Source organism: Streptomyces sp. NPDC003456 (genome assembly GCF_042878735.1).
In the GTDB taxonomy this organism is placed as follows: domain Bacteria; phylum Actinomycetota; class Actinomycetes; order Streptomycetales; family Streptomycetaceae; genus Streptomyces.
In genome coordinates, this window is record NZ_JBIAOK010000003.1 from 348,888 (window position 1) to 373,102 (window position 24,215).

At 74.3% G+C, this 24,215-nt stretch carries 19 protein-coding genes; 4 read left to right on the forward strand and 15 right to left on the reverse strand.

Features of this window, described 5'->3' with window-relative positions; all coding sequences use genetic code 11:
* Positions 1 to 2 precede the first annotated feature (2 nt).
* From ACFYWG_RS12595 to ACFYWG_RS12645, 11 genes are all read right to left on the reverse strand, one after another.
* Positions 3 to 2,555 carry a tetratricopeptide repeat protein gene (locus ACFYWG_RS12595; RefSeq protein WP_389201799.1) on the reverse strand — a complete coding sequence of 851 codons (2,553 nt, stop codon included), beginning with the start codon at positions 2,553 to 2,555 and terminating at the stop codon, positions 3 to 5.
* A gap of 17 nt (positions 2,556 to 2,572) precedes the next feature.
* Positions 2,573 to 3,907 carry a hypothetical protein gene (locus tag ACFYWG_RS12600; protein ID WP_389201089.1) on the reverse strand — a complete coding sequence of 445 codons (1,335 nt, stop codon included), beginning with the start codon at positions 3,905 to 3,907 and terminating at the stop codon, positions 2,573 to 2,575.
* 60 nt (positions 3,908 to 3,967) lie between these two features.
* A complete protein-coding gene (locus ACFYWG_RS12605) occupies positions 3,968 to 5,011 on the reverse strand; it encodes a glutamate ABC transporter substrate-binding protein (protein ID WP_389201092.1) in 1,044 nt (347 codons plus the stop codon).
* A 29-nt stretch (positions 5,012 to 5,040) separates the two neighbouring features.
* Positions 5,041 to 6,528, reverse strand: a complete 1,488-nt coding sequence (locus tag ACFYWG_RS12610) for a hypothetical protein (protein ID WP_389201094.1) — start codon at positions 6,526 to 6,528, stop codon at positions 5,041 to 5,043.
* A 141-nt stretch (positions 6,529 to 6,669) separates the two neighbouring features.
* On the reverse strand, positions 6,670 to 7,635 hold the full coding sequence (locus tag ACFYWG_RS12615; RefSeq protein ID WP_389201096.1) for an N-acetylglucosamine kinase: 966 nt from the start codon (positions 7,633 to 7,635) through the stop codon (positions 6,670 to 6,672).
* The gene (locus ACFYWG_RS12620; RefSeq protein ID WP_389201098.1) at positions 7,632 to 8,897 is read right to left on the reverse strand and encodes a 6-phospho-beta-glucosidase; all 1,266 of its coding nucleotides are present in this window, start codon (positions 8,895 to 8,897) and stop codon (positions 7,632 to 7,634) included. Before ACFYWG_RS12620 ends, ACFYWG_RS12615 begins: the two co-directional genes overlap by 4 nt.
* Before the next feature lie 2 nt (positions 8,898 to 8,899).
* Entirely contained in the window at positions 8,900 to 9,796 is an 897-nt protein-coding gene (locus ACFYWG_RS12625; protein WP_383504034.1) for a carbohydrate ABC transporter permease, read from the reverse strand.
* A complete protein-coding gene (locus ACFYWG_RS12630; protein WP_389201100.1) occupies positions 9,793 to 10,737 on the reverse strand; it encodes a carbohydrate ABC transporter permease in 945 nt (314 codons plus the stop codon). The genes ACFYWG_RS12625 and ACFYWG_RS12630 overlap by 4 nt, the downstream gene beginning before the upstream one ends.
* A gap of 3 nt (positions 10,738 to 10,740) precedes the next feature.
* Positions 10,741 to 12,078 (reverse strand): ABC transporter substrate-binding protein, encoded by a 1,338-nt coding sequence (locus tag ACFYWG_RS12635; RefSeq protein WP_389201102.1) that lies wholly within the window; start codon positions 12,076 to 12,078, stop codon positions 10,741 to 10,743.
* Between the two features lie 52 nt (positions 12,079 to 12,130).
* Positions 12,131 to 13,339 (reverse strand): ROK family protein, encoded by a 1,209-nt coding sequence (locus tag ACFYWG_RS12640; protein ID WP_389201104.1) that lies wholly within the window; start codon positions 13,337 to 13,339, stop codon positions 12,131 to 12,133.
* Positions 13,340 to 13,698: 359 nt separating this feature from the next.
* Positions 13,699 to 14,802 (reverse strand): mechanosensitive ion channel family protein, encoded by a 1,104-nt coding sequence (locus ACFYWG_RS12645; protein WP_376332952.1) that lies wholly within the window; start codon positions 14,800 to 14,802, stop codon positions 13,699 to 13,701.
* Between the two features lie 314 nt (positions 14,803 to 15,116).
* On the opposite strand from ACFYWG_RS12645, the gene ACFYWG_RS12650 reads away from it, so the two are divergent.
* Positions 15,117 to 15,653 (forward strand): HNH endonuclease, encoded by a 537-nt coding sequence (locus ACFYWG_RS12650; RefSeq protein ID WP_376332955.1) that lies wholly within the window; start codon positions 15,117 to 15,119, stop codon positions 15,651 to 15,653.
* Positions 15,654 to 15,735: 82 nt separating this feature from the next.
* Here ACFYWG_RS12650 and ACFYWG_RS12655 read toward each other — a convergent pair whose 3' ends face one another.
* From ACFYWG_RS12655 to ACFYWG_RS12670, 4 genes are all read right to left on the reverse strand, one after another.
* Positions 15,736 to 17,076, reverse strand: coding sequence for an FtsX-like permease family protein (locus ACFYWG_RS12655; RefSeq protein ID WP_389201107.1), 1,341 nt, complete (start codon positions 17,074 to 17,076; stop codon positions 15,736 to 15,738).
* Positions 17,073 to 17,759: an ABC transporter ATP-binding protein gene (locus ACFYWG_RS12660; RefSeq protein WP_389201109.1), complete on the reverse strand. Its 687-nt coding sequence runs from the start codon at positions 17,757 to 17,759 to the stop codon at positions 17,073 to 17,075. Before ACFYWG_RS12660 ends, ACFYWG_RS12655 begins: the two co-directional genes overlap by 4 nt.
* Complete coding sequence (locus ACFYWG_RS12665) at positions 17,756 to 18,289, reverse strand: PadR family transcriptional regulator (RefSeq protein ID WP_383504040.1); 534 nt, start codon at positions 18,287 to 18,289, stop codon at positions 17,756 to 17,758. The genes ACFYWG_RS12660 and ACFYWG_RS12665 overlap by 4 nt, the downstream gene beginning before the upstream one ends.
* An 80-nt stretch (positions 18,290 to 18,369) precedes the next feature.
* Positions 18,370 to 21,258 carry a beta-N-acetylglucosaminidase domain-containing protein gene (locus tag ACFYWG_RS12670; RefSeq protein ID WP_389201112.1) on the reverse strand — a complete coding sequence of 963 codons (2,889 nt, stop codon included), beginning with the start codon at positions 21,256 to 21,258 and terminating at the stop codon, positions 18,370 to 18,372.
* Positions 21,259 to 21,482: 224 nt separating this feature from the next.
* Between ACFYWG_RS12670 and ACFYWG_RS12675 the strand changes: the two genes are divergently transcribed.
* The 3 genes from ACFYWG_RS12675 (at position 21,483) to ACFYWG_RS12685 (ending at position 24,176) form a co-directional block, all read left to right on the forward strand.
* Positions 21,483 to 21,740, forward strand: coding sequence for a hypothetical protein (locus tag ACFYWG_RS12675; RefSeq protein ID WP_376333722.1), 258 nt, complete (start codon positions 21,483 to 21,485; stop codon positions 21,738 to 21,740).
* The gene (gene malQ / locus ACFYWG_RS12680; protein WP_389201116.1) at positions 21,741 to 23,825 is read left to right on the forward strand and encodes a 4-alpha-glucanotransferase; all 2,085 of its coding nucleotides are present in this window, start codon (positions 21,741 to 21,743) and stop codon (positions 23,823 to 23,825) included.
* 63 nt (positions 23,826 to 23,888) lie between these two features.
* Complete coding sequence (locus tag ACFYWG_RS12685; protein ID WP_376333726.1) at positions 23,889 to 24,176, forward strand: hypothetical protein; 288 nt, start codon at positions 23,889 to 23,891, stop codon at positions 24,174 to 24,176.
* Positions 24,177 to 24,215 lie beyond the last annotated feature (39 nt).

A 24,215-nucleotide genomic window follows, 5' to 3' on the forward strand; every position in this document is an offset into this window, starting at 1 on the left:
AACTACACCCACGTCCGGGGGCGGTAACGATTGGCACGTTCCACCAGGTCGATCCTCTCCTCGCCGCCCCGCGCCAGCCGGGCCAGCATGCGGTACGAGCGCTCCAGTCCGAAACGCAGGCCCCGCTCGTCCAGGCCGCTGCCGAGCAGCGTCCGTCCCCCGGCGGCGGGAGGGGAGGAACCCTGGCCCCCGGAGAGTACCCAGTCCAGGGCGCAACCGAGGACTTCGGCGGACAACTGCTCGCGCCGCGCCGGATCCAGTCCGTACGACTCCAGCGCCTCCACCTGCGCCGCGGCGGCCGTCAGGTCCTCCAGGAACGGCACGTCCGAGACCGTCGCCGTGCGCCCGCGCAACCGGGCGCGGACGGCCGCCACGCGCGCGGCCGTGTAGTGGATGGACGACTCCGGCACCGACTCCAGCGTCCGCACGGCACCGCGCCGGTCCCCGGTCGCCAGCCGGACCCGGGCCAGGCCGAACGCGGCGCTCACATGGCTCGGGTCGGTCGACCACACCAGCCGGTAGTACTCGGCGGCGTTGTCGAGCTGGCCGAGCACCTCCGCGCACAGGCCGAGCGCCAGCTTCGGCGCGATCTCGCCCGGGAAGGCGTCGTAGATCGCGTCGAAGGCCAGGGCGGCGCCCTCGTCGTCGCCCGTCACCAGCGCGGTCAGCCCCCGGTACCACACCACCCGCCAGTCGTCGGGCCGTTCGTCCTCCAGCGCGGCCAGCGACTCCAGCGCGATGCCCGGCTCACCGGTCTCCAGCCGGGCCCGGACCTGCCGCAGCCGCGTCTCGGTCGACGGGGCCGGCGCGGCCGCCAGGGCGCCGAGCAGCTCGGCCGGGGCGGAGGTCATCAGGCCCGCCAGGAAACCGGCGTTGGGGTCGGTCGGGTCCACCCGGGGCACCGGCAGCGCCAGCGCGGCGGCGCGGGTGTCGAGCCGCTTGACGAGTCCGGACGCGGATCCGGCCGCACCGGCCGGTGACGCGGCGGCGAGCGCGGTACGGGCGGGAAGCGCGCCGCCGGAGCCGCGTCCCGTCCGGGCCGTGCGCGCCCCCAGCCGGGACACCTCACCGTCCAGCCGGGGGAACAACTCCGTGTCCGTGACGCGCAGTTCCGGCCCGAACAGGGTGGACAGGGCGGGCCGGGCCCGGCCCGTCTGCAGCGAGACGACCTCGCGCAGCACGCCCGTGAGCTGCTCGGCCATCTCCTGCGCGGAGGCGAACCGGCGGGCCGGGTCGGGGTCGGTGGCGCGCACCAGGAGCCGGTAGAAGGACTCGTACCGCCGGAAGACGTCGATGTGGTCCGGGTCGGGCAGGGAGTCGGCGTACACGTTCGTGTAGCCCTGGAAGTCGAAGGTCAGCACGGCGAGGGTGCGGGCGACCGTGTACAGGTCGCTCGCCACGGACGGGCCGGTCTCGGCGACCTCGGGCGCCTGGTACCCCACCGTGCCGTAGATGGCCGACTCCTCGTCGTCCATCCTGCGCACCGCGCCCATGTCGATCAGCTTCAGCTGGTCCTCGGTCTGGATGGCGTTGTCGACCTTGAAGTCGCAGTACAGCAGGTTGCGGCTGTGCAGGTGCCCGAGCGCCTCCAGTGCCTCGATGCCGTACGCGCACGCCTGCTCCACCGGGAGCGGGTCGCGGCGGCCCTGCGGGGTGCGCCGGGCGTTGGCGATCTCCTTGAGCGACTTGCCGCCCACGTACTCCATGACGATGTAGCCGTCGAGGGAGCCGGTGCGCTGGTCCAGGTGCTCCACGAAGTTGTAGATCCGCACGATGTTGGCGTGCTCGATCTCCGCGAGGAAGCGCCGCTCGGAGATGGCCGCCGCCATGGCGTCCTGGTCGCCCGTGTCCAGCAGGCCCTTCAGGACCACCCAGCGGTCCGAGACGGCCCGGTCCACGGCGAGGTAGATCCAGCCCAGACCGCCGTGCGCCAGGCAGCCCACCACCTCGTACTGGCCGTGCACCACGTCACCGGCGCGCAGCTTCGGCACGAACGAGTACGGGTGCCCGCACTTGGTGCAGAAGCCCTCCGTGCGGCCCGGCCGGTCACCGCGCGCCCGGCCCACCGGGGCACCGCAGTCCGACCGGGAGCAGAACCGCTTGCGTTCGGGCACCTCGGCCTTGTCCAGCACCATCGCGCGCGGATCGGGGCGCGGGATCGGCGGCACCTGCACCAGGCCGGCGCCCAGCCGCGCCCGGGAGGCCGAGCCGGAGGCGGACCCGGAACTGCGCACGGACACCGAGCGGCCCGTCGACCCGCCCGACTCCGAGCGCGACAGACGGCCCGAGACCGAGCGGCGGGACCGCGACGACTGCGAGGACGTGCGCGCGGCCTGGCTGCCGGACCCGCTCCGGCCTTCGGCGGTGACGCCGGTGGGAGCCGAACCGACCAGCCCCGCCTCGGAGGAGGGGGCACCGGCCCCGACGACCGGGGCCAGGCCGCAGGTGTCGCAGTACAGCTCGCCGCCGCCCACGTCCTCGTACGCACCGCCGCAGCCGGGGCGCTGGCACGGGCGCCCGGACCAGCCCGGCGGCTCCTGCGGTGGCCGGCTCATCGGCTCCCCCTCGTCGCTCATGCGTCCGGTCCCCTCCGGTCGTCCTCCGGCGCGTTCTGGTCCGGCACCCGCGGGCCGCCGAGCAGCTCGGCCGCCGCCTGCTGGTAGCGCAGCACGGCCTGTTCGGCGGCGCGCAGGTCGCAGGGGGCGCTCCACAGCATGCGGCGCGCCTTCTCGTACCGCTCCACCAGCAGCCCGTCCTCGGCGAAGCCGTGCCGGGCGACCTTCGCCCGGTACGCGTCGAGCCGGCCGCGCAGCTCGGCCCGGACCGCCAGCGGCGCGGTGACCGCCGTCAACGACTCGCGGGCCCGCAGCAGTTCGTCCTCGGCCTTCTCCTCCAGCGCCTCCAGCAGCGGGGACAGCCGGTGCCACTGGGCCTGCCTGCGGTACTCCGCGGCGGCCGCGAGCTGCTCCTGCAGCGCGGTCGGGGGGCCGCTGACCACCGGCACCTCGGTGGCCGCGATCTTCGCCAGCACCTCGCCCCGGGCGGTGCGCGCCTCGGCGAGGGTGCGGTCCGCGCGGCTCAGCACGTCGCGCAGCTTCACGATGCGCGTCTCGGCGTCCTGACGAACCGTCAGCACCGCGTCGATCTCGCGCCGCACGTCCTCCAGGGCCCGGGCCTCCCGGTCGTACACCTGGGTGTCGGGGCGGCCGCCGCCCGGCGCCGAACTGCCCTCGGCCGCCACCCAGAACGCCAGCGGGTCGGAGATCACCTGCTCGCGCAGCCGGGTCAGCGTGCGGGTGATGCGCTCCAGGTCGTCACCCGCCGGATGCTCGCCGGGCCGCACCCCGACCGAGTGCGCGAGGCGCCGGGTGCGCTGGAGTTCGGCGGCCAGCAGGTCGATCCGGGCCGGCAGGGCCGACCAGACGGCGTCGGCGGCGACGACCACGTCCAGGCTGGTCGCGTACAGCTCGTTCATCCGGTCCACGAGCCCGGACAGCGAGTAGCGCTCGCTGAGCTTCGTCGCACCTGCGTGCAGCGTCGGCGCGTTGGCCGTCGCCGCGGCACTGCCCGCGACCGTGACGGACTCGCCGTTCAGCAGGTCGGTCAGCTCCACCAGGTCCTCGCGGCTGGACCAGCGGCGCCGGGCGCGGATGTCGCGGGCGGAGCGCAACGCGTCCGTGTACGCGTCGAAGTAGGTCCACAGCAGGGTGATCGACGCGTCCGTGGCCGCCCAGCGCTCCCGGGTGACGCCGGTCAGTTCGGCGCCCTCCAGCAGTCTGCGGCCCGCGTGGTCCTGCAGGGCGAGGAGCGAGGTCTCGATCGCCTCGTGCTCCGCGCCGAGCCGCGCCAGCGCACGGTCCACCTCGTCCCGGTCCATCACCGGCCCGGCGGATCCCGTGACGCCCATCGATCACCTCTCGCTAACGGTTGTGCCGGTCGGGGGCCTGGTCGTAGGTCGCGGTCGTGGTCAGCTCGTGCGCAGGTACTCCGGTGCCGGGGGTTCCGACTTCTTCGCATCCTTGCCCAGTGTGGCCGCCAGCCATTTCCCGTACGACGCCTGCCAGCCGTCGTCGCCGTCCTTGCGGTAGTCCACCAGGATCTGGTTGACCCGGCGCACCAGGTCGTCGGCGCCCTTCTTCATCGCCACGCCGTAGTACTCGGCAGTGAAGGCGTCGCCCTTGAGCTGGACCGTGGGGTCCTGGGCCGCCTGGCTCGCGGCGAGGGCGCCGTCGGTGACCACGGCGTCGACCTCGCCGAGCTGGAGCCGCACCAGGCAGTCGAGCTGGTTCGGGACCGTGGTGGAGATGTCCGTGCCGGCGGGGAGCCGGCCCTCCTTCTTGTCCGCCTCCAGCTTCGCGTACGCCGTGGAGCCCGCCGCCGTGCAGACTTTGCGGCCCGCGAGCGTGTCGTCGTAGCCCTCGACGGGCGACGACCTGGGCGCCAGGACCTGCTGGCCGGTCTTGAAGTACGGCGCGGAGAAGGCGACGTCCCGGATGCGGTCGCAGTTGATCGTCATCGTGCGGACCACCATGTCGACGCGGCCGGCCTGGATCGCCGGGATGCGCTGGTCGGTGGGGATCGCCTTGAACTGCACCGCGTCCCGGTCGCCGAGTATCTCCTCGGCTATGCGGTGCGCGAGGTCGATGTCGAAGCCCTCCAGCTCGCCCGACTCGCCGCTGTTGGGGTCGCGGTAGCCCCAGCGGTAGCTGTTCTGGTCGACGCCGACGACCAGTTTGCGCTTCTCGCCCGTCCGGTTCTTGATCGCCGCGATGGTGTCGCCGTCGGCCCGGGACGGGGCGAGCGTCTGCTTCTCGGGGGCCTCGCAGTCCTCCTCGGCGCCGGACCGGGCGATGTCCGCGGTGGCGGTGGTCCCGGCGGGCCCGGTGCCGTCCGCCGTGACGGCCTTCCTGGGCAGGCACAGGGCGACGAACGCCACCAGGGCGCACACGACCGCCATCGCGCTCACTCCGCCCCAGCCCCTGAGGGGGGTGCGCACACGTCCTGCTCGCACGGAGGTGCCTCCCTTCGCCCGCGGCCCGTTCACCGGTACTCCGACAGTCTGCGCCCGATGCCCAGGACCGCTCCCGCGGCGCCCAGGACCGCGAGGGCGGCCGCCCCGGCGGGCAGGCCGGTGAGCGCGCCCCGGCCGTCGCCGGCCGCCCGCTGGAACTCCCGCTCCTCGTGCGCCAGCGCCGTGCGCAGGTTCGCGTCGACGCTGTCGAAGCACTCGCCGGTCGCGCCCTCGGCGCCGATCACCAGGTCCAGCGCCTGCTGGTAGTTGCCGTTCTCGTCCTGGTCGCGGGCCGCGGCGTGGCGCTTCCGCCACTCCTCCATGTTGCCCATCGCGGTCGTGACGGGCTTCTCGCCCGTCGCGTCGTCGGCGAGCTTCCGCGCCGCCGCCAGCCGGGCGCCCAGGGCCTCGATGTCCGCGCCGAAGTCGAAGTCGTAGGCGTCGTACGTCTTTTCGCCGACCTTCTTCGTCTCGGCGCCGCGGGCCACCAGGGTGAGGTTCTCGTTGCCCCGCGCCTTCAGGGAGGCGATCCGGGCGTCGTGCAGCACGTTCAGGGAGCGCACGCCGTGGTCGTAGGAGTCGTTCAGGCCGGCGCGGGCGATGCTGTGCCCGGCGACGAGCCAGAGCAGGACGACCGTCGCGGTGGCGGTGGCCGCGACCAGGCCGTGGTTCAGGACCCGGTTGGTGCGCCGGTAGGTGCGGTGCTGGGCCCAGGCGAGGGCGGCCAGGGCGAGCACGCCGAGGGCGATCGCCGCCCAGGGGTAGGGCGTGGCGGACGCGTAGTCCGCCCGCAGGCGCTGGTTCTCCCTCGTGTACAGGTCCTCCGCGGCCGGGAGCATCCGCTGCTGCATCTTCTCGTTGGCGTAGCGCAGATAGGCCCCGCCCACCGGGAAGCCCTGGCGGTTGTAGGTCCGGGCGCGCTCGACCAGGCCCTTGTACTCGGGCAGCAGCCGGTTGAGTTCGGCGATCGTGCGCGCGGAGGGGGAGCCCGGCTCCGAGGCGGCGGCCGCGTTGACCAGCTTCTCGGCGGCCGTGCGGATGTCCTTCTCGTAGCGGTCGCGGTACGCCGCCGACTCCTGCCCGCCGGCGAGGAAGCCGCTGGAGGCGGCGGTGTTGGCGTCCGCGAGGGACCGGTAGATGTCGGCCGCGTCGGAGCTGAGCGGCTGGCTGCTGGTGAGGACGTCGTCGGCGGCGGCCGCGCGGTCGGTCATCTGCCAGGCGCTGACGGCCCCGAAGGCGACGACGAGGGCGGCCAGCAGCGCGCCGATGACGCGCAGGCGGCCCGGTTCCGTCGTGGCGGCGGCGCGCAGCCGCTCGGCGCCCTCGGCGAAGGCGGTACGCCGGGGAGGACCGGCCGGGGAAGGCGGGGAGGACGGACCGGGCGCCGCGGCGGGACCGGCGGCGGGCCGGGCCGGCGGGGCGGGCTGCGCCGGAACGGGCGGCAGGACGGGCAGGCTCGGACCCGGTGGTGGCGGTGTGCTGCCCCGCGGCACGTGTGTCACTGTGACCTCCCCCATGGTCATCCGTCGCGGCAAGTATCGCTGCCGGGACCGACATCCGCACCGGCCTTGCCCGATCTTGATCGGATCGCAGCGTGGAGCGCCACCCCCCGCCCAGGTACACGTCCGGGAGAGGGGTTCGGTTCCCGTGCGGGCGGCTCACACGCCGTAGTGCGCCCGCAGCCGCTGCTGCGCCCCCTCCCGCGCCCCCAGCCGGTCCAGGCCCAGCAGGGCCGCGCCGAGCACCGGGCGGGCCGTGACCACCTGGGGGACCGCCTTGGGGGCGCGGTCTGCCAGCAACTGGGCGACGCGGTCGTTCAGTCGGGGGTGCCGGGCGGCCAGCACACTGCCGCCGAGGAGGACCGGGGCCGGTTCGGACAGCAGGTCCAGGCGGGTCAGGGCCACCACGGCCATGGCGACCACCTCCTCCGCCTGGCGGTCCACGATCGCCCGGGCGACGCCGTCGCCCTGCGCCGCCGTGGCGAACAGGACCGGGGCCAGCTCGTGGCGCCGGGGCGCGGGCACGTGCTCCAGGTGCAGCGCCTCGATGAGGGCGTGCATCGACGGCAGGCCGAAGTGCGCGGGCAGGGTGCGGGACAGGGCGGTGGGACCGCCCCGGCCGTCCTCCGCCCGCGCGGCGTGCCACAGGGCCTCCTCGGACAGCCCCCAGCCGCCGCCCCAGTCGCCGGAGATCCTGCCGATCGCGGGGAAGCGGGCCGTGCGGCCGTCGGGGTGCATGCCGACGCAGTTGATGCCCGCGCCGCAGACGACCGCGACCCCGCGCGGTTCGGTGACGCCCGCCCGCAGGATCGCGAAGGTGTCGTTGCGCACGGTCACACTCGCGCCCCAGGCGCGGGCGTCCAGCGCCCGGGCCAACTCCTCCTCCTCGACGGGGAAATCGGCGTTGGCGAGGCAGGCCGAGACATGGTCGACCGAGGCGAGTCCGGCGTCGGCCAGGGCCCGGTCGACGGTCTCGGCGAGTCCGCGCACGGCCGTGTCGACGCCCACCGCCGGCGGGCGGAAGCCGCCGCCGCGCGCCGCGGACAGCACCTCCCCGTCCGCCGACACGACCGCGACGTCCGTCTTGCTGTTGCCCGCGTCGACGGCGAGGACATGTCCCCTCACGCCCACGCCAGGTGCTCCCGGTTGTGCGCGATCAGCCGGTCGGTGAGCTGCTCGGCGTACGCGTACTGGCCGATCAGGGGGTGGGCGAGCAGGGCGCGGAAGACGCGCTCCCGGCCGCCGTGCAGGGCCGCCCGGAGGGCCAGGTCCTCGTAGGCCGTGACGGCGGCCGTCAGGCCCGCGTACAGGGGGTCCACCGGCGCGACCGGCAGCGGGGAGGCGCCCTTGGCGCCCACCGCGGCCTGCACCTCGACGACCGCGTCGTCGGGGAGGAAGGGCAGCGTGCCGTTGTTGCGCGTGTTCACCACCTGGTAGGGGCTGCCCGCACCGCCCAGCAGGGCGGCGGCCAGGTCGACGGCCGCCTCCGAGTAGAAGGCGCCGCCCCGCTTCGCGAGCAGCGCAGGCTTCTCGTCGAGGGCCGGGTCGGCGTACAGCGTCAGCAACCGCTGCTCCATCGCGGCCACTTCCGCCGCCCGCGAGGGCTTGGTGCCCATCTCCCGTACGACCTCGTCGTGCGCGTAGTAGTAGCGCAGGTAGTAGGAGGGGACCACGCCCAGGGTGTCGAGGAGCTGGCGGGGCAGGCGCAGGTCGGCGGCGATGGTGTCGCCGTGCCCGGCCAGCAGCTCGGGCAGGACGTCCGGGCCCTCCGGGCCGCCGCGGCGCACCGCCGTCTCCCAGGTGAGGTGGTTGAGGCCGACGTGGTCCAGGTGGAGCTCGGACGGCTCCACGGAGAGCAGGGCCGCGAACTTGCGCTGGAGGCCGATCGCCACGTTGCACAGGCCGATCGCCTTGTGGCCGGCCTGGAGCAGGGCGCGGGTGACGATGCCGACCGGGTTGGTGAAGTTGATGATCCAGGCGTCGGGGTTGGCGCGGCGGACGCGGTCCGCGATGCCTAGCACGACCGGGACCGTGCGCAGGGCCTTCGCCAGGCCGCCGGCGCCGGTGGTCTCCTGGCCCACGCAGCCGCACTCCAGGGGCCAGGTCTCGTCCTGCTCGCGGGCGGCCTGGCCGCCCACGCGCAGTTGCAGCAGGACCGTGTCCGCGCCGTCCACCGCCGCGTCCAGGTCGGTGGTGGTGGTGATGCGGCCGGGGTGGCCCTGGCGGGCGAAGATGCGGCGGGCCAGGCCGCCCACGAGCTCCAGCCGGTCCTCGGCCGGGTCCATCAGGACCAGTTCCTCGACGGGCAGGGTGTCCCGCAGACGGGCGAAGCCGTCCACGAGTTCGGGCGTGTAGGTCGAGCCTCCGCCGACCACGGTGAGTTTCATGTCTAACCCTTTACTCCGGTGAGCGTGACGCCCTCGACGAACGCCTTCTGGGCGAGGAAGAACACGAGGATCACGGGGGCCATGACCAGCACGGTGGCGGCCATGGTGAGGTTCCAGTCGGTGTGGTGGGCGCCCTTGAAGGACTCCAGGCCGTAGGACAGGGTCCACGCGCCGGGGTTCTCCGAGGCGTAGATCTGCGGGCCGAAGTAGTCGTTCCACGCGTAGAAGAACTGGAAGAGGGCCACGGCGGCGATGCCCGGTCTGGCCATCGGCAGGACGACCCTCAGCAGGGTCCGCAGCTCGCCGCAGCCGTCCACCCTGGCCGCGTCGAGGTACTCGTCGGGGATCGTGGTGAGGAACTGGCGCAGCAGGAAGATCGAGAACGCGTCGCCGAACGCCATGGGGACGATCAGCGGCCACAGCGTGCCCGACAGGTCCAGCTGCTTCGCCCAGAACAGGTACATCGGGATGACGACGACCTGCGGCGGCAGCATCATCATCGAGATGACCAGCATCAGCGCCGCGTTCCGGCCGCGGAAGCGGAACGTGGCCAGGGCGTAGGCCACGGGGATCGAGGAGACCACCGTGAGGACCGTGCCCAGTCCCGCGTACAGCAGGGTGTTGCGCCACCAGGTGAGGAAGCCCGGGGTGTCGAGGACCCGGGTGTAGTTGCCCCATTCCCAGGTGCGCGGGACCAGGTCGCGGCTGAGCGCCTGGGCGTCGCTCATCAGGGAGGTGAGCAGCACGAAGACGAAGGGGAGCGTGAAGAACAGCGCGGCCGCGATGCCGAGGGAGTGGACGGCGATCCACTCCAGCAGGACCCTGCGCCGGGCCGTGCGGGCCGCGGGCGAGGGCGGCGGCGCGGCGGACTCCCGGGGGCGTTCGAGTACCTGGGTCATCTCCCACCTGCCTGGATCAGGCCGCCCCTGTGGCGCATCAGGAGGGCCGTGAAGGCCATGGACAGGGCGAACAGGACCAGCGCGACCACGCAGGCCGAGCCGTAGTCGAAGCGCTGGAAGCCCAGGTTGTAGACGAGCTGCGGGAGGGTCAGGGTCGACTTGTCCGGGTAGCCGGGCTCGAACATGGTGCCCGCGCCCTGGATCACGCCCGAGGCGACCTTCCCGGCGATCAGCGGCTGCGTGTAGTACTGCATCGTCTGGATCACCCCGGTGACGACCGCGAACACGACGATCGGCGAGATGTTCGGGAGGGTGACGTAGCGGAACCGCTGCCAGGGGGAGGCGCCGTCCAGTTCGGCCGCCTCGTACTGCTCCTTCGGCACGTCGAGCAGGGCCGCCATGAAGACGACCATCAGGTCGCCGATGCCCCACAGGGCCAGCAGGGTCAGGGCCGGTTTGGACCAGGCGGGGTCGCCGAACCAGCCCGGGGCCGGCAGGCCCAGCTCGCCGAGGACCGCGTTCACGGGGCCCGTGCCGGGGTTGAGCAGGAACGCGAAGGCCATCGTGGCCGCCACGGGCGGCGCCAGGTACGGCAGGTAGAACAGGGTGCGGAAGACGCCCGTGGCCGTCCTGATCCGGGTGATCAGCAGGCCCACGCCCAGGCCGAACGCGACCCGGAGCGTCACCATGACGACCACCAGCCACAGGGTGTTGCGCAGGGCGGGCCAGAACAGCGGGTAGTGCGCGAAGACGTACGCCCAGTTCTTCGTGCCCGCCCACACCGGCGGCTGGAAGCCGTCGTAGCGCATGAAGGAGAAGTAGACGGTGGACACCAGGGGGTAGGCGAAGAAGACCGAGAAGCCGATCAGCCAGGGGGAGAGGAACGCGAGGGTGCGCAGGGCCGAGCGGCGGCGTTTCGCGCGCAGCGTGTGGGTGCTCATGGCCTACTGCGCCTGCGCGATGTCCGTGTCGATCTGCCGGGCCGCCTTCTTCAGGCCCGCTTCCAGGTCGGTGGCCTTGCCGCTCTCGTACTCGTAGCCGAACTGCTGGATCGTGGTGAGGTAGACGCCGCCGTTGACGGAGGCGGGGGACGTGGTGGAGTGGGGGTTGGCGGCGATCTCCAGGAACGTCTTGAAGCGCGGGTCGTACTTCAGCGCGGGGGACTTCAGCGCCGCGAGCGTCGAGGGGACGTTGTGGATGGCGTTGGAGAAGTCCACGACCGCGTCGGTGTCGGTGGTCATGTACTTCACCAGCTCCCAGGCCGCGTTCTGCTTCCTGCTGGTCGCGGCGATGCCGGCGATGGTGCCGGTGATGTAGCCCTTGCCGTACTGGTCGGCCTGGTCGTCGGGGACGGGCAGCGGGGCCACGCCGATCTCGAACGCCGGCTCGGTCTCCAGCGCCATGCCCAGGCGCCACTCGCCGTCGAGCTGCATGGCCACCTGGCCGGTGTGGAAGGGGTGCTTGGGGCCCCACTCGTCGCCGAGCTTCGCGCGGTACGTCTCCAGCCTGCGGTAGCCGCCGAGGGTGTCGACCAGCTTCTTCTGGAGGGTGAAGGCCTTCTTGAACGCGGGGTCCTTGCCGACGTTCGACTTGCCGTCCTTGTCGAAATAGGTCGGGGAGAACTGGCCGAGGTAGTGCTCGGTGGTGGTCTCCCAGCCGTGGTAGTTCGGCATGAATCCCAGCTGCTCGTAGGTCTCGCCCCGGCGGATCGTGAGCTTCTTCGCGACCCGCTCGAACTCCGACCAGGTCTTCGGCGGGGCGGTGATGCCGGCCTTCTCGAAGGCCGTCTTGTTGTAGTAGAGGCCGTAGGCGTCGCCGAGCAGGGGGACCGCGCAGCGGTTGCCCTCGAACTGCGTGTACTCGTTCATGGCCTTCGGGAAGGTCTTCTCCGGGTCGATGCCCGACTTGGCGAAGAAGGGGTCGAGGTCGACCAGCGCGCCCGAGGAGCAGAACTTGCCGACGTTGTTCGTGGTGAACGACGAGATCACGTCCGGGGCCTTGGCCCCGCCGGCCCGCAGCGACTGGTTGATCTTGTCGTCGGTCATGTTGCCGACGACGTCGACGTGGATGTTCGGGTGGGCCTTCTCGAAGCCGGCGATCAGCTCCTCGACGGCCTTCACCTCCGAGGGCGCGCTCCAGGCGTGCCAGAAGGTGAGGGTCGTCTCCTTGGACGCGTCGTCGTCCGCACCGGCGCCGGGCTGACCGGTGCAGGCGGTGGCGAGGAGGGCGACGGAGGCGGACGCGGCGAGCACGAGGGCCGCTTTCCTGGGCATTCCGGGCATGGCGAAGCTCCCTGAGGCGCGGGTGAGGAAGGGACGCGGGAAAGAAGTGGAGCTAGCGGGAGGTGTCGAAGACCTCGTCGCGGGTGGTCGCGAGCGCGCTCTCCAGCGCGCCGCGCAGCACGGGGTGTTCGCGGACGTCGCCCACGACCAGGCGGGGGCGCGAGGCGGCCAGTTCCTCCAGTTCGGCCTGGACCAGGGCGCGCAGCGGCTCGCCGCCCGCGGTGAGGGCCGCGCCGCTCAGCACGACCAGCTCGGGGTCCAGCACCGACACCAGGGACGCCAGACCGGTGGCCAGCCGGGTCGCGTAGGCGCGCAGCAGCTCCCGGTGCGGCTCGTCGCCGGCCTGTGCGGCCCGGGCCACCAGCAGGGCGGCGGCCTCGGCGTACGAGCCCTGCGGGAGGTCCCGGATGCCGAGGTCGCGGGCCAGGCGGGGGACCGCCTGGGAGCCGGCCAGCTCCTGGTAGCCGCCGCTGTTGGCCTGGGTGACCTTGCGCACCAGGGGTGTGCCCGGCACCGGCAGGAAACCGACCTCGCCGGCGCCGCCGGTCCAGCCGCGGTGCAGCCGGCCGCCGAGCACGAGGGCGGCGCCCAGGCCCTCCTGGTTCCACAGCAGCACGAAGTCGCTGTGGCCCCGGGCCGCCCCGAGGCGCTGCTCGGCGAGGGCGACCAGGTTGACGTCGTTCTCGTACTCGAACGGCATCGGCAGGGCGGCGGCGAGTTCGTCCAGCAGGGTGGGGGAGTGCCAGCCGGGCAGGTGGGAGGCGTAGCGCAGCCGGCCCGTGGTGGGGTCGAAGGCGCCGGGGGTGCCGATGACCAGGCGGTGGACGTCGTCGCGGGCCAGGCCGGCCGCCTTCACCGCGCCGTCCAGGGCGTCGGTGACCTGCTGGACGACCGGGGTGCCGGGGCGGCGGCCGGTGGGCAGTTCGAAGCGGCCGACCGTGCGGCCGGTGATGTCGGCGACCGCGGCGAGGATGCGCTGGGGGGTGACGTCCAGTCCGGCGGCGTGGCCGGAGGCCGGGTTGACCTCGTAGAGCTGGGCGCTGGGGCCGGGGCGGCCCTCGGTGGTGCCGGTGGCCAGGACCAGGCCGGCCGCCTCCAGGCGGGCCAGGAGCTGGGAGGCGGTCGGTTTCGACAGCCCCGTGAGCTTGCCGATCCGGGTGCGGGACAGCGGCCCGTGCTCCAGGAGCAGGTCCAGGGCGGCCCGGTCGTTCATGGCGCGCAGGACGCGCGGGGTGCCCGGCGTTCCGGCGGTTCCTGCCATGCGTGTCCACACCTGCCCTTCGGCTGCTCAGCCTCTCAGTGATCCGGTGGGGAAGTCCATCGGTGATCACCGGTAGGCGGTCACCGGACGGCTGTTTCCCCGTGAGCCGGGGAAGGCCCCGGGAGGCCGGCCCCCGATCACTGTTAGGAAAGTTTCCTATTCGGTGGGGAGGAAGGTATGCCCGTCGCCGGGCGGGCGTCAATAGGGGCGGTGCACCTCCGCAGGGGGGTGACCGGGGGCGGCACCGGGTGGCGTGTCGCGTGGTGCGGGCGCGGCAGGGGGTGGTGCGTGCCGCGTGCGGGCATGCGGAAGGGCGGCACCCGGGCTTCCGGGTGCCGCCCTCGGGAGCGGGCCGGCCGCTACTTCGTGGTGCTGGTGGGCGGGGCGAGCGGGGACGCCGCCGCCGACTGCGGGGACGCGGTGTTCGCGTACACCGAGGGAGCCGCCATCGAGGCCGTCGGGTCGGTCTCGGCCTCCTCCACCGGGGCCGTGGCGCCGCCGACGATCCGGATGCCGGCCGCGTCGAAGGCCCGCTTGACGCGCCAGCGCAGCTCGCGCTCCACGGTCAGGGACTTGCCCGGCATCGTCTTGGCGGAGATGCGCACGACCATCGAGTCCAGCAGCACGCTGTCCAGGCCCAGGACCTCGATCGGGCCCCACAGCAGCTCGTTCCAGGGCTCCTCGGCGCCCATCTTCTCGGCGACCTCGTCCAGCGTGGCCTTGACCTTGTCCAGGTCCTCGCCCGCGTGCACGGTGACGTCGACGTTGGCCGTGGCCCAGCCCTGCGAGAGGTTGCCGATGCGCTTGACCTCGCCGTTGCGGACGTACCAGATCTCGCCGCCCTCGCCGCGCAGCTTGGTCACCCGCAGGCCGACCTCGATCACCTCGCCGGAGGCGACGCCCGCGTCGATGGTGTCGCCGACGCCGTACTGGTCCTCGAGGATCATGAACACGCCGGACAGGAAGTCCGTGACGAGGTTGCGGGCGCCGAAACCGATCGCCACACCGGCCACACCGGCGGACGCCAGCAGCGGGGCCAGGTTGATGTTGAACGCGGAGAGGATCATCAGGGCGGCGGTGCCCATGATCAGGAAACTGGCCACCGAGCGCAGCACCGAGCCGATCGCCTGCGAGCGCTGGCGGCGGCGTTCGACGTTGACCAGCAGGCCGCCCAGTCCCGCGCCGTCCACGGTCTGCCCGCTGCGGCTCATGCGGTCGATGAGCTTGGTGATCGCCCGGCGCACCGCCACGCGCAGCACCGCCGCGATCACCAGGATCAGCAGCACGCGCAGGCCGATCGCCAGCCAGGTCGACCAGTTCTGCTCCACCCAGCCGGCGGCGTTCGTCGCGCTCTCGTGGGCGTCCTCCAGCGAGGGCACTCTCGGGGTCTCCGTCTCCGAGGGGGTCGGCGAGGGGGACGGGCCGGCGGCCCACAGGACGACGTCCGCGACGGACAAGGACACGACAGGTACCTCCAGGTGCAGCGGTCTGCCCCGGTGCGGCGGTTCCGGGGGGTCGAAGGTCACGGCTGGGTCACCGAAAGGGCAGAACCACCACACTAACGGGGCATTGTGTGTGCTCTCGCAGAATGTGTGAAAGGGAGACGGGCCTCACCTGGGCTTGAACAGGCCACGTTCTCGGGCATCCATCGGATGTGGTCGAAAACACTCCCAGCCCGTTACGGGGACATGGTGGCGCTTCCACCAGGCATGAGGGGAGACTGGCTACGAATCGTCCCGGCGCGAGCCACGCGCCGCCGGCGTCCAAGGAGGCATCCGTGCCGCATGTCCTGGTCCTCAACGCGTCGTACGAGCCGCTCGGCGTCGTACCGCTCCGCCGCGCGCTCGTCCTCGTCCTCGAGAACAAGGCCGTCTGCCTCGAGGAGTCCGGCGCCTATCTGCACAGCGCGACCGTCACAGTCCCCGCACCCAGCGTGGTCCGGCTCAAGCGTTTCGTGCGGGTTCCCTACCGGGGGCCCGTTCCTCTGACCCGCCGGGCGCTGTTCGCCCGCGACGGGGGCCGGTGCATGTACTGCGGTGGCGTCGCAACCAGCGTCGACCACGTCATCCCGCGCAGCCGCGGGGGCAAGCACGTCTGGGACAACGTCGTCGCGTCCTGCCGCCGCTGCAACCACGTCAAGGCCGACCGCCACCTCGTCGAGATCGGCTGGCGGCTGCGCCACAAACCCGCCCCGCCGTCGGGCCTGGCCTGGCGCATCATCGGGACCGGCCATCGGGATCCGCGCTGGCTGCCGTACTTGCAACCGTTCGGCGCGGACGACGCCCTGGCCCGGATCGACGGCATCTCCGCCTGACGATCCGGGCTTTCGTGTCGGCACCGGCCCGTCTCCGGGCGGGCCGGCGCCCTGTCGCGCGCCTACGCGTAGCGCAGCGCGCCTACGCGTACCGCAGCTCCCCGGGGCACACCGTGCGGCGCAGCAGGGGCAGCGAGGTGGCCGCGGCGAGCAGGCAGGCGGCGTAGACGGCCACGGGGGCCAGCGCGGGCGTCCAGGGCACGGCCTCGCCCGCGAACACGGCGTACCGGACGCCGATGGCCGTGCCGCCGAGACCCGCGAGCAGCACCGCGGGAGCCAGGGGCAGGGCCGTCTCCAGCAGCAGGGCGCGGCCGAGCACCGACCGCGGCACTCCCGCCGCGGCCTGCGCGGCCAGGCCCCGGCGGCGGGTGGCCAGGGACTCGGCGGTGCCGACGGCGAGTCCGGACAGGGTGATCGCCAGGGCGACGGCGAGGGCGGTGCCGGTGAGGTTCACCCCCGTGAGGTAGTAGGAGGCGTTCGGGCGGTCGCGCACCACGTCGGCCAGTACCTGCCGGACGCCCAGGAAGCCGGTCCCGGCGACCGTCACCAGCAGCACGGCCGCATGGGTGCGGGCGGCCGACCAGGGGTCGTCGCGCAGCCGCTCCGCGGCGATCAGGGTCGCCGCCGAGCGGGCCCGGACGGCCAGGAGCCGCCCGGTGATCCGTGCGGTCGCCCCGGACAGCCACACCGCACCCGCGCCGGCCGCCAGGATCCCGCCCGCCAGGGGCAGCGGCGGCCCGCCGGAGGACCCCTGCGGTGCGCCGGAGGCGGCGGCAGCGGTCAGCAGCGCGGCCACGGCGGCGAGCAGGAGCCCGCACAGGAACAGCGCCCCCGAACCCCGGCCGTCGCGCGGCCCTGTCCGCCGCACCGAGCCGAGAGGCGAGACCACGACCCGGCGCAGCGCCAGGACGCCCGCCGCCGCACCCAGCACGGGCACCGCGACGGCGACCAGGGCGATCGCGGCCCAGACCGGCACGGCGGGGCCGTCCCCCAGGCGCGCCGAGACCGGCACCGCGCAGACGGCGGCCACCGCCGAGCCGAGCGCACAGGCGAGCCCGGTCTCCAGCGCGGCGATCCGCCGCACCTGCCAGGGGGTGGCGCCGGCGAGCCGCAGCCCGGCGAGCCTCCGGTCGCGGTGCGCGGCCCCGATCCGGGCGCACTGGCCGAGGAACCCCAGCACGGGCAGGAGCAGCAGGAGCAGCCCCAGGACGACTCCGGACCGGGTGCCGGGACTGTTCAGGAGCCCCGCGGCGAGCGGGATCGACCGGCTGCCGCGCAGCGACGCCAGGACGACGGCCGCGAGGGCGAACGCGGTCGCCAGAGCGGCTCCCACCGCCGTCAGCGCGGCCCGCCACCACTCCCGGCGGTCCGTACCGCGCGTGAGCTGCCAGGCGAGCCGCAGATCCGTGCGCAGTGACCTCATGCCGTCACCCCGAGCGCCGCCACGGCCCCGTCCCGCAGCTGGACCTCGCGGTCCGCGTAGGCCGCGACCTGGGCGTCGTGCGTGACCAGCAGTACCGCCGTGCCGCACTCCCGGGCGGTGTGCACCAGGGCCGTCATCACCTGCTCGCCGGACAGGGAGTCCAGGGCCCCCGTCGGCTCGTCGGCGAAGACGATCCTCGGGCCGGTGACCAGCGCCCGGGCCAGCGCGACGCGTTGTGCCTGACCGCCGCTCAGCTCACCCGGGCGCGACTCCTGCCGCCCGCGCACGCCGAAGCGCTCCAGCCACTCGCCGGCCAGGGCGCGGGCGCGGGCCCGGCCGGTGCCGGCCAGGAGGAGGGGCAGGGCCACGTTGTCCACGGCCGTCAGCTCGGGGACGAGCTGGCCGAACTGGAACACCACGCCGAACTCGGTGCGCCGCAGCTCGCTCAGCCGCTTCTCGGGCAGGCGGTCCAGCCGCTGCCCGTCGTACGTCACGGAGCCCTCGTCCGGGCGGACGATGCCGGCCAGGCAGTGCAGCAGAGTGGATTTGCCGCTGCCGCTCGCGCCCGTCACGGCCACTGTCTCGCCCGCGTGCAGCCGGAGGGACGCACCGCGCAGGGCGGGCGTGCGCCCGTGCGTCTTGGCGAGGCCGTGGGCCGTGAGGAGAGGCACGGGTTCGTTCATTCTGCGTCGACCTCCGCGGTCAGGGTGGTGAGCCGGGCCGCCGTGGTGTTCATCCAGCGGAGGTCGGCGTCGAGGTGGTTGAGGGCGTAGTCCGCCGAGAGCACGGTCGCGAGGTCGGCTCCCACGGCGGCCTTGACCGCCGTCAGCTCCCGCATCCGCTCCTTGTGGGCGGCGCGCTGGGCGCTCAGGTATCCGGCCGGGTCGCCGCCCGAGAGGATCGCCACGACGACCTTGGCGAAGATCTCGTTGGCCACGAACGGGGCGGGCGGGGCGGTCTGGCCGGCCCAGCGGGCCAGCTCGCGCGTCCCCTCGTCGGTGGTGCGGTAGCGGGTGCGCTCCGGGCCGCCGTCCGAGTCGGTGCCCTCGACCTCGGCGAGACCGTCCCGGACCAGGCGCTGCAGGGTCGTGTAGACCTGCCCGTAGGCCAGCGGGCGGGCCTGCGGGAAGCGTTCGTCATGGCGTCGCTTCAGGTCGTAGCCGTGGCTCGGACCCGTGGCGAGCAGGCCCAGCAGGATGTGGCGGGTGCTCATGGCGAGCATTATGTACTGAGTACATGTACTGAGTGAATAGTTGGGCCGGGGAAAGAGCGCGCCGGCCGGACCCCGGCGGCTCAGTCCGCGACCGCGTACGCCTCCACGGACCACAGGGAGTAGCCGTACGGGGTCGCCCTCTTCTCGCCCTGGACGCGGAGGAAGCGCACGTCCCGTTCGTCCATGCGGACGCTCTCCCGGCCGCCGCGGCCGTCCCGTACCGCCGCGGCCGTGCGCCAGCGGCGGCCGTCGGGGGAGACCTGGACGCGGTACGCCGACGGGTGGGCGTCCTGCCAGTGCAGGACCACGTGCCCGATCCGGGCCGGGCGGGGCAGTTCGGCCTGCCACCAGGCGCCGTCGTCCACCGGTGACGACCAGCGGGTCGCCGGATCGCCGTCGTTCGCCGCGGACGCGGGGAAGGCGGGCGTCTCGTCGCCGGAGGAACGGGCCGTGCCCGAGCGGGCGAGGTCGGGGCCGCCGGTGGGCGGGACGGCCCGGACGGTGAGCGTGCGGGTCGCGCCCGCGAAGCCCAGCCGGATGCCGTAGGACCGCAGCGGCGTGCCGCGCTCGACCGTGACCTCGACGGGCACCTCCGCCGCCGGACCGCGCGGGACGTCCAGCTCGCCCCGGGGTGCCCGGACCCGTACGCCCTCCGGCGCCTCGACCGTGAGCCGGCCGCGGGCGCCTGCGGGGCGCAGGGAGCCGAGCCGGACCGTCAGCTTCTGCGTGCGGCCGGCCTCGACGTCCGTGCGGTCGCGCGCCAGCCCCAGGGAGACGGCGGGGGAGTCGCCGAACCAGGGCACCAGGTGCCGGACGCGGGACGCCCCGCCCCCGGCGACCCGCACGGCGTCCACCAGCCCGCCCTCCACCGGCCCGGCGTCCACGCGCCCGGTGTCCACCTGCCGGACCTCCGTCGCGCCCGAAGCGTCCAGGCGGCCCACCGCGTGCCAGCCCCGCCCCGGCACGTGGGCCTCGACGGTGCCGGGCGTGCCCGGATCGGTCAGCACCGTCACGGCCGTCAGCGCCCGGGGGCGCGGGAAGCGCAGGGTGCGTGCGTCGCCGGGGGCGCGGGGCGGCTCGTGGTCGATGCCCGACCAGGCCGTGTACGACTTCTGCGCCCGCCGCAGGAAGGGGTCGAGCACGTCCGTGCCGACCTCGGCCCGCGCGCCGCCCAGCGCGGACCGCAGCTGCCCGATCCTGCGGTACGCCGTCCAGGCCGCCGCCGCGTCGCCCGCGCGCTGCGCGTCCAGCAGGTCCAGCGCGGCCGTGCCCGCCTCGCCGTAGCGGGCGAGCTGCCCGGACCAGGGGGACACCTCGGCGGCCAGGCCGGTGCCCGCCAGGCGGTGCGGCAGCTCGCGCAGCACGGTGAAGGCCGCGCGCAGCCGGTCCGCCGCCGCGTCGTCCCGCCGCGGGCCGGCGGCCGTGCGCGACGCCCAGTACGCCTCCGTCAGCGGCCGCAGGTACGCCGACTCCTCGGCGTCCAGCACCGAGGAGGCGTCGTTCCCGGCGAGCGCGGCCAGGGCCTGCTCCCGCCGCCGGTCCCCGCCCGCCAGGTCGGCGATCGCCGCGCGCCAGGAGCGCTCGGGCCGGTAGGCGCGCGGGTTCCAGGCGAAGTCGGCCGCGGTGAACAGGGGGATGCGGGAGGCCTCCGGCTGCTGCATGGCGTTGGCGAGCAGCCCGGCCGAGCCGGTCGCGACGGCCGGCTCCCGGCCCCGGTACGGCCCGAGGAAGAGGCGGCCGGGCTCGTAGTCGTTGACCGGGTAGTTGTCCATGGTGACCAGCGGGTGCGCGAACGCCTCGCGGGCGGCGGCCAGTTCGCGGCCGGTGATGGTGCGGGGCACCACGCCGACGCCCGTCCACGCCACCTCGACGCCCTCGTCCAGCGCGTCCGCAAGCGCCCGCCGGTACGCGGTCGAGCCGTCCTCGTAGTACTCGGTCGGCATGAGGGACGGCGCGGCGGCGCCGGGGTGGCGGCGCGCGAGGTGCCGGGCCACGGCGTTCGCCACCCGTGCCTGGGCCCGTGCCGCCGCCCGCGGACCGGAGCCGAACCGCCCGGCGTCCGCGCCGCAGTGCCACTCGCTGTAGCTGACGTCCTGGAACTGCAGCTGGAAGGCGCGGAAGCCCAGCGCCCACATCGCGTCCAGCTTCCGCGTCAGCGCCCGCACGTCGGCGTCCGAGGAGAAGCACATCGCCTGGCCCGGGGCCACCGCCCAGGCGAGCGTGACGTGGTTGCGCTCCGCCCGCGCGGCCAGCTCGCGGAACTCGGCCCGCCGCCGCTGCGGGTACGGCTCGCGCCACCGGGCCTGCCGGTACAGGTCGTCGCCGGGGGCGTACAGGTAGCGGTTCTGCTTGGTGCGGCCCAGGAAGTCCAGCTGCGCGAGCCGCTGCCGGTGGGTCCAGGGCGTGCCGTAGAAGCCTTCGGTGACGCCTCGCACCCCGGTCGCGGGCCAGTCGCGTACGACGGCCGCGGTGAACGTGCCGTCCGGGCGCAGCAGTTGCCGCAGGGTCTGCACCGCGTGGAAGAGGCCGTCCCCGCCCGTCCCGTCGAGCAGGACACCGCCGCGGCCGACGGACAGCTCGTATCCCCCGGCGGGCAGGGCGTGCCGGTCGCCCGGGTGGGCCGGCCGTGCCACGGCGCGCACGACCAGGGCGCCGGGCGCCGGCGTGTCCGTGACGCGCCGGGCACCGGCCCGGCGCAGCAGCGCGCGCAACGCGTCGAGGGCGTGCGGATCGGCGCCCGCGCCGGCGATCAGCGCCACCTCGCGCGGCACGGCCACCGGGGCGCCGCCGGGGCGCAGCGTCTGCGGGCGCGGCCAGACGGAGGGGCCCGGCGCGGGGGAGCCGGGCACCGCTCGCGCGGTCACCCCCGGGGCGGGCGGCGCGGCCGCCGCCGCGGGCGGGAGGCCGAGGCCCGATGCCGCGACGGCGATCGCGAGGGCCGCCGCCCGCTTCCCGTGCCGCAGTCCCACAGGCCGCCTCCCGATGTGTCCGACCGGCGGGACGAGCCCACCACCCGCCCGGTGAAGGTGTCAACGGCAGTGGTCGGTGTGCCGTGGTTTGCCGGAATATGGGAACAGCGCTGTGCAGCGGCATGTGAGCAGAAGCACGATGTTCGGCCCGGGGCGTCTGCCTTCCCGACGACTGGGTAGGGCTGCAACGACCCACCGAACCCGTACCCGGCAAGGAGGCCCCCGTGGCTGCGATGACGTTCCTCCCGCTCCCGGCCCCGTCCAAACCCGTGGCGGACCCGTCCGCCGACCTCGACGACCGTCCCCACGACGACCCCGTGTACTGCGTCTTCAGCTCCGAGAGCACCTGCACGGAACTGCCGCTGACCAGCGAGCCCCCGCTCCCCGACGCCGAGCCCCTCACCAGTGAGCCGCCGCTCGCCGAGGCCACCCCCCTCACCAGCGAGCCGCCGGCCTTCGTCCCGGACCAGCCGAGGCCGTAGATGACCGCACCCGAGCCGGCCGACCCGCCCTCCGAGGACCTGACGCGACTGGCCGCCCTGTACGGCGTCGCGACCTCCTACAGTCCCTCCCCGGACCGCATCGTGGCCGCCTCGGCCACCGCGGTCACCTCGGTCCTGACCGCCCTCGGCGTGGACGCGAGCACGCCCGGCGCCGTACGCGCCGCGCTCGCCGCCCGGGAGCGGGAGCAGGCCGGGCGACTGCTGCCGCCGACCGTGGTCGGCTGGACCGGAAGCGCCCCGGCCGCCCTCGCCGGACTGCCCGCGGGCAGCCGCCTGCGCATCGACACCGAGGACGGCGCCACCCGCACCTCGGCCGACGGCCTGCCCCCCGGAGTGCACCGGCTGACCGCCACCGCCCCGGACGGCCGCACGGCCGAGGCCCACCTGATCGTCGCGCCGCCCCGCCTGCCCGCCCCCGCCGGACGCACCCACGGCCTCCTCGTCCAGCTGTACTCCCTGCTGTCCCGCCGCTCCTGGGGCATGGGCGACCTCGGCGACCTGCGCGAGCTGGCCGCCTGGGCCGGGCGCTCGCTCGGCGCCGGGTTCCTCCAGGTCAACCCGCTGCACGCGGCCGTACCGGGAGCACCCACCGACCCCTCCCCGTACCGTCCCTCCTCCCGCCGCTTCCCCGACCCAGTGCACCTGCGCGTCGAGGACGTGCCCGAGGCCGCGTACGTGGCGGACCGCGAGCGTCTGCACGCGCTGCTGGAGCAGGGCGGGCGGCTGCGCGCGGCGGTGCTGGAGAAGAGCGAGCTGATCGACCGGGACGCCGTGTGGGAGCTGAAGCGCGAGGCGCTGCGGCTGATCGCCGAGGTCCCGCTCGGCCCGGGCAGGCGCGCCGCCTACAGCGACTTCCTCGCGGAGCAGGGCAAGGCGCTGGAGGACCACGCCACCTGGTGCGCGCTCGCCGAGGTGCACGGATCCGACTGGCACCGCTGGCCGACCGGGCTGCGCGACCCGCGCTCGGCCGAGACCGAGCGGGCCCGCAACGGCCTGCTGGACCGGGTGGAGTTCTGGTCCCGGCTGGCCTGGCTCACCGACGAGCAGCTCAGGGCCGCCCAGCGCGCCGGGCGCGAGGCGGGGATGCCGGTGGGTGTCGTGCACGACCTCGCGGTCGGCGTGCACCCGGGCGGCGCCGACGCCTGGGCCCAGCAGGAGCACTTCGCCGCCGGCATGTCCGTGGGCGCCCCGCCGGACGCCTTCAACGCCCTCGGCCAGGACTGGGGCCTGCCCCCGTGGCGGCCCGACCGCCTGGCCGAGTCCGGCTACGCCCCCTTCCGCGACCTGCTGCGGGCCCTGTTCCGCTATGCGGGCGCCCTGCGCATCGACCACGTCATGGGCCTGTTCCGCCTGTGGTGGGTGCCCCAGGGCCACCCGCCCACCGAGGGCACCTACGTCCGCTACGACGCCGAGGCGATGCTCGCCGTCCTCGTCCTGGAGGCCTCCCGGGCCGGCGCCCCGGTCATCGGGGAGGACCTCGGCACCGTCGAGCCCGGCGTGCGCGAGGCGCTGCGCGAGCGCGGGGTGCTCGGCACGTCGGTGCTGTGGTTCGAGCGCGACTGGGAGGGCGACGGCCGCCCCCTGCCCCCCGAGAGCTGGCGGGCCGACTGCCTGGCCACCGCCACCACCCACGACCTGCCCTCCACCGCCGCCCGGCTCACCGGCGAGCACGTGGAGCTGCGCGACAGCCTCGGCCTGCTGACCCGCCCGCTGGCACAGGAGCGCGAGGAGGCCGCCCGCGACACGGGGGAGTGGCTGTCGGAGCTGTCCCGCCTGGGCCTGCTGCACGGCACGGGAGGCGGTGGCGACGCCTCTTCGGAGGAGGCGCAGATCCAGGCCGTGCACCGCTTCCTGCTGCGCACGCCCGCCCGCATGATCGGCGTCTGGCTCCCGGACGGGGTGGGCGACCGCCGCCCGCAGAACCTCCCGGGGACCTGGGACCAGTATCCGAACTGGCGGCTGCCCGTCGCCGACGCCGAAGGGCGCCCGGTGACCCTGGAGGACCTGGCGGCCTCCCCGCGGCTGCGCGCGCTGATGGACGTCCTCGGGGAGCCCGGCTCATGAGGCCGGGGCCTCTTACGGCACCCCGGGCGCGCGTGCCCGTCCGGCGTTGGATACTTTGACACCGTGGACAAGAAGAACGCCCTGCGCGCCGGCGCCCTGGCAGCCGGTACGACGCTGATGATGCTGCTCATGTCGTCCCCCGCGAGCGCGCTCACCCGCGACGACGGTGACGATCCCGGCCCGGGCCTGAGCGTCATCGAGACGCTGGGTCTCTTCGTCGTGGCCCCGATCGTGCTCTACCTGGTCATCGCCGGTCTGGTGATGGTCGGCGACAAGACGCACAAGAAGAAGGACCCGACCAGCTCCAACATCACGACCAAGGCCGAGGCGGGCACCGACGTCAAGGTCTGACCGGCTTTCGCTTCACCGAGGGCGCCGTCGCGGTCACCG

What these genes read in the sequence shown, in the direction of transcription:
- ACFYWG_RS12595 (WP_389201799.1), bottom strand. Translation starts at nt 2,555, where the DNA reads ATGAGCCGGCCACCGCAGGAGCCGCCGGGCTGGTCCGGGCGCCCGTGC.
- ACFYWG_RS12600 (WP_389201089.1), bottom strand. Translation starts at nt 3,907, where the DNA reads ATGGGCGTCACGGGATCCGCCGGGCCGGTGATGGACCGGGACGAGGTG.
- ACFYWG_RS12610 (WP_389201094.1), bottom strand. Translation starts at nt 6,528, where the DNA reads ATGGGGGAGGTCACAGTGACACACGTGCCGCGGGGCAGCACACCGCCA.
- ACFYWG_RS12620 (WP_389201098.1), bottom strand. Translation starts at nt 8,897, where the DNA reads ATGAAACTCACCGTGGTCGGCGGAGGCTCGACCTACACGCCCGAACTC.
- ACFYWG_RS12625 (WP_383504034.1), bottom strand. Translation starts at nt 9,796, where the DNA reads ATGACCCAGGTACTCGAACGCCCCCGGGAGTCCGCCGCGCCGCCGCCC.
- ACFYWG_RS12630 (WP_389201100.1), bottom strand. Translation starts at nt 10,737, where the DNA reads ATGAGCACCCACACGCTGCGCGCGAAACGCCGCCGCTCGGCCCTGCGC.
- ACFYWG_RS12635 (WP_389201102.1), bottom strand. Translation starts at nt 12,078, where the DNA reads ATGCCCGGAATGCCCAGGAAAGCGGCCCTCGTGCTCGCCGCGTCCGCC.
- ACFYWG_RS12640 (WP_389201104.1), bottom strand. Translation starts at nt 13,339, where the DNA reads ATGGCAGGAACCGCCGGAACGCCGGGCACCCCGCGCGTCCTGCGCGCC.
- ACFYWG_RS12655 (WP_389201107.1), bottom strand. Translation starts at nt 17,076, where the DNA reads ATGAGGTCACTGCGCACGGATCTGCGGCTCGCCTGGCAGCTCACGCGC.
- ACFYWG_RS12660 (WP_389201109.1), bottom strand. Translation starts at nt 17,759, where the DNA reads ATGAACGAACCCGTGCCTCTCCTCACGGCCCACGGCCTCGCCAAGACG.
- ACFYWG_RS12665 (WP_383504040.1), bottom strand. Translation starts at nt 18,289, where the DNA reads ATGAGCACCCGCCACATCCTGCTGGGCCTGCTCGCCACGGGTCCGAGC.
- malQ (WP_389201116.1), top strand. Translation starts at nt 21,741, where the DNA reads ATGACCGCACCCGAGCCGGCCGACCCGCCCTCCGAGGACCTGACGCGA.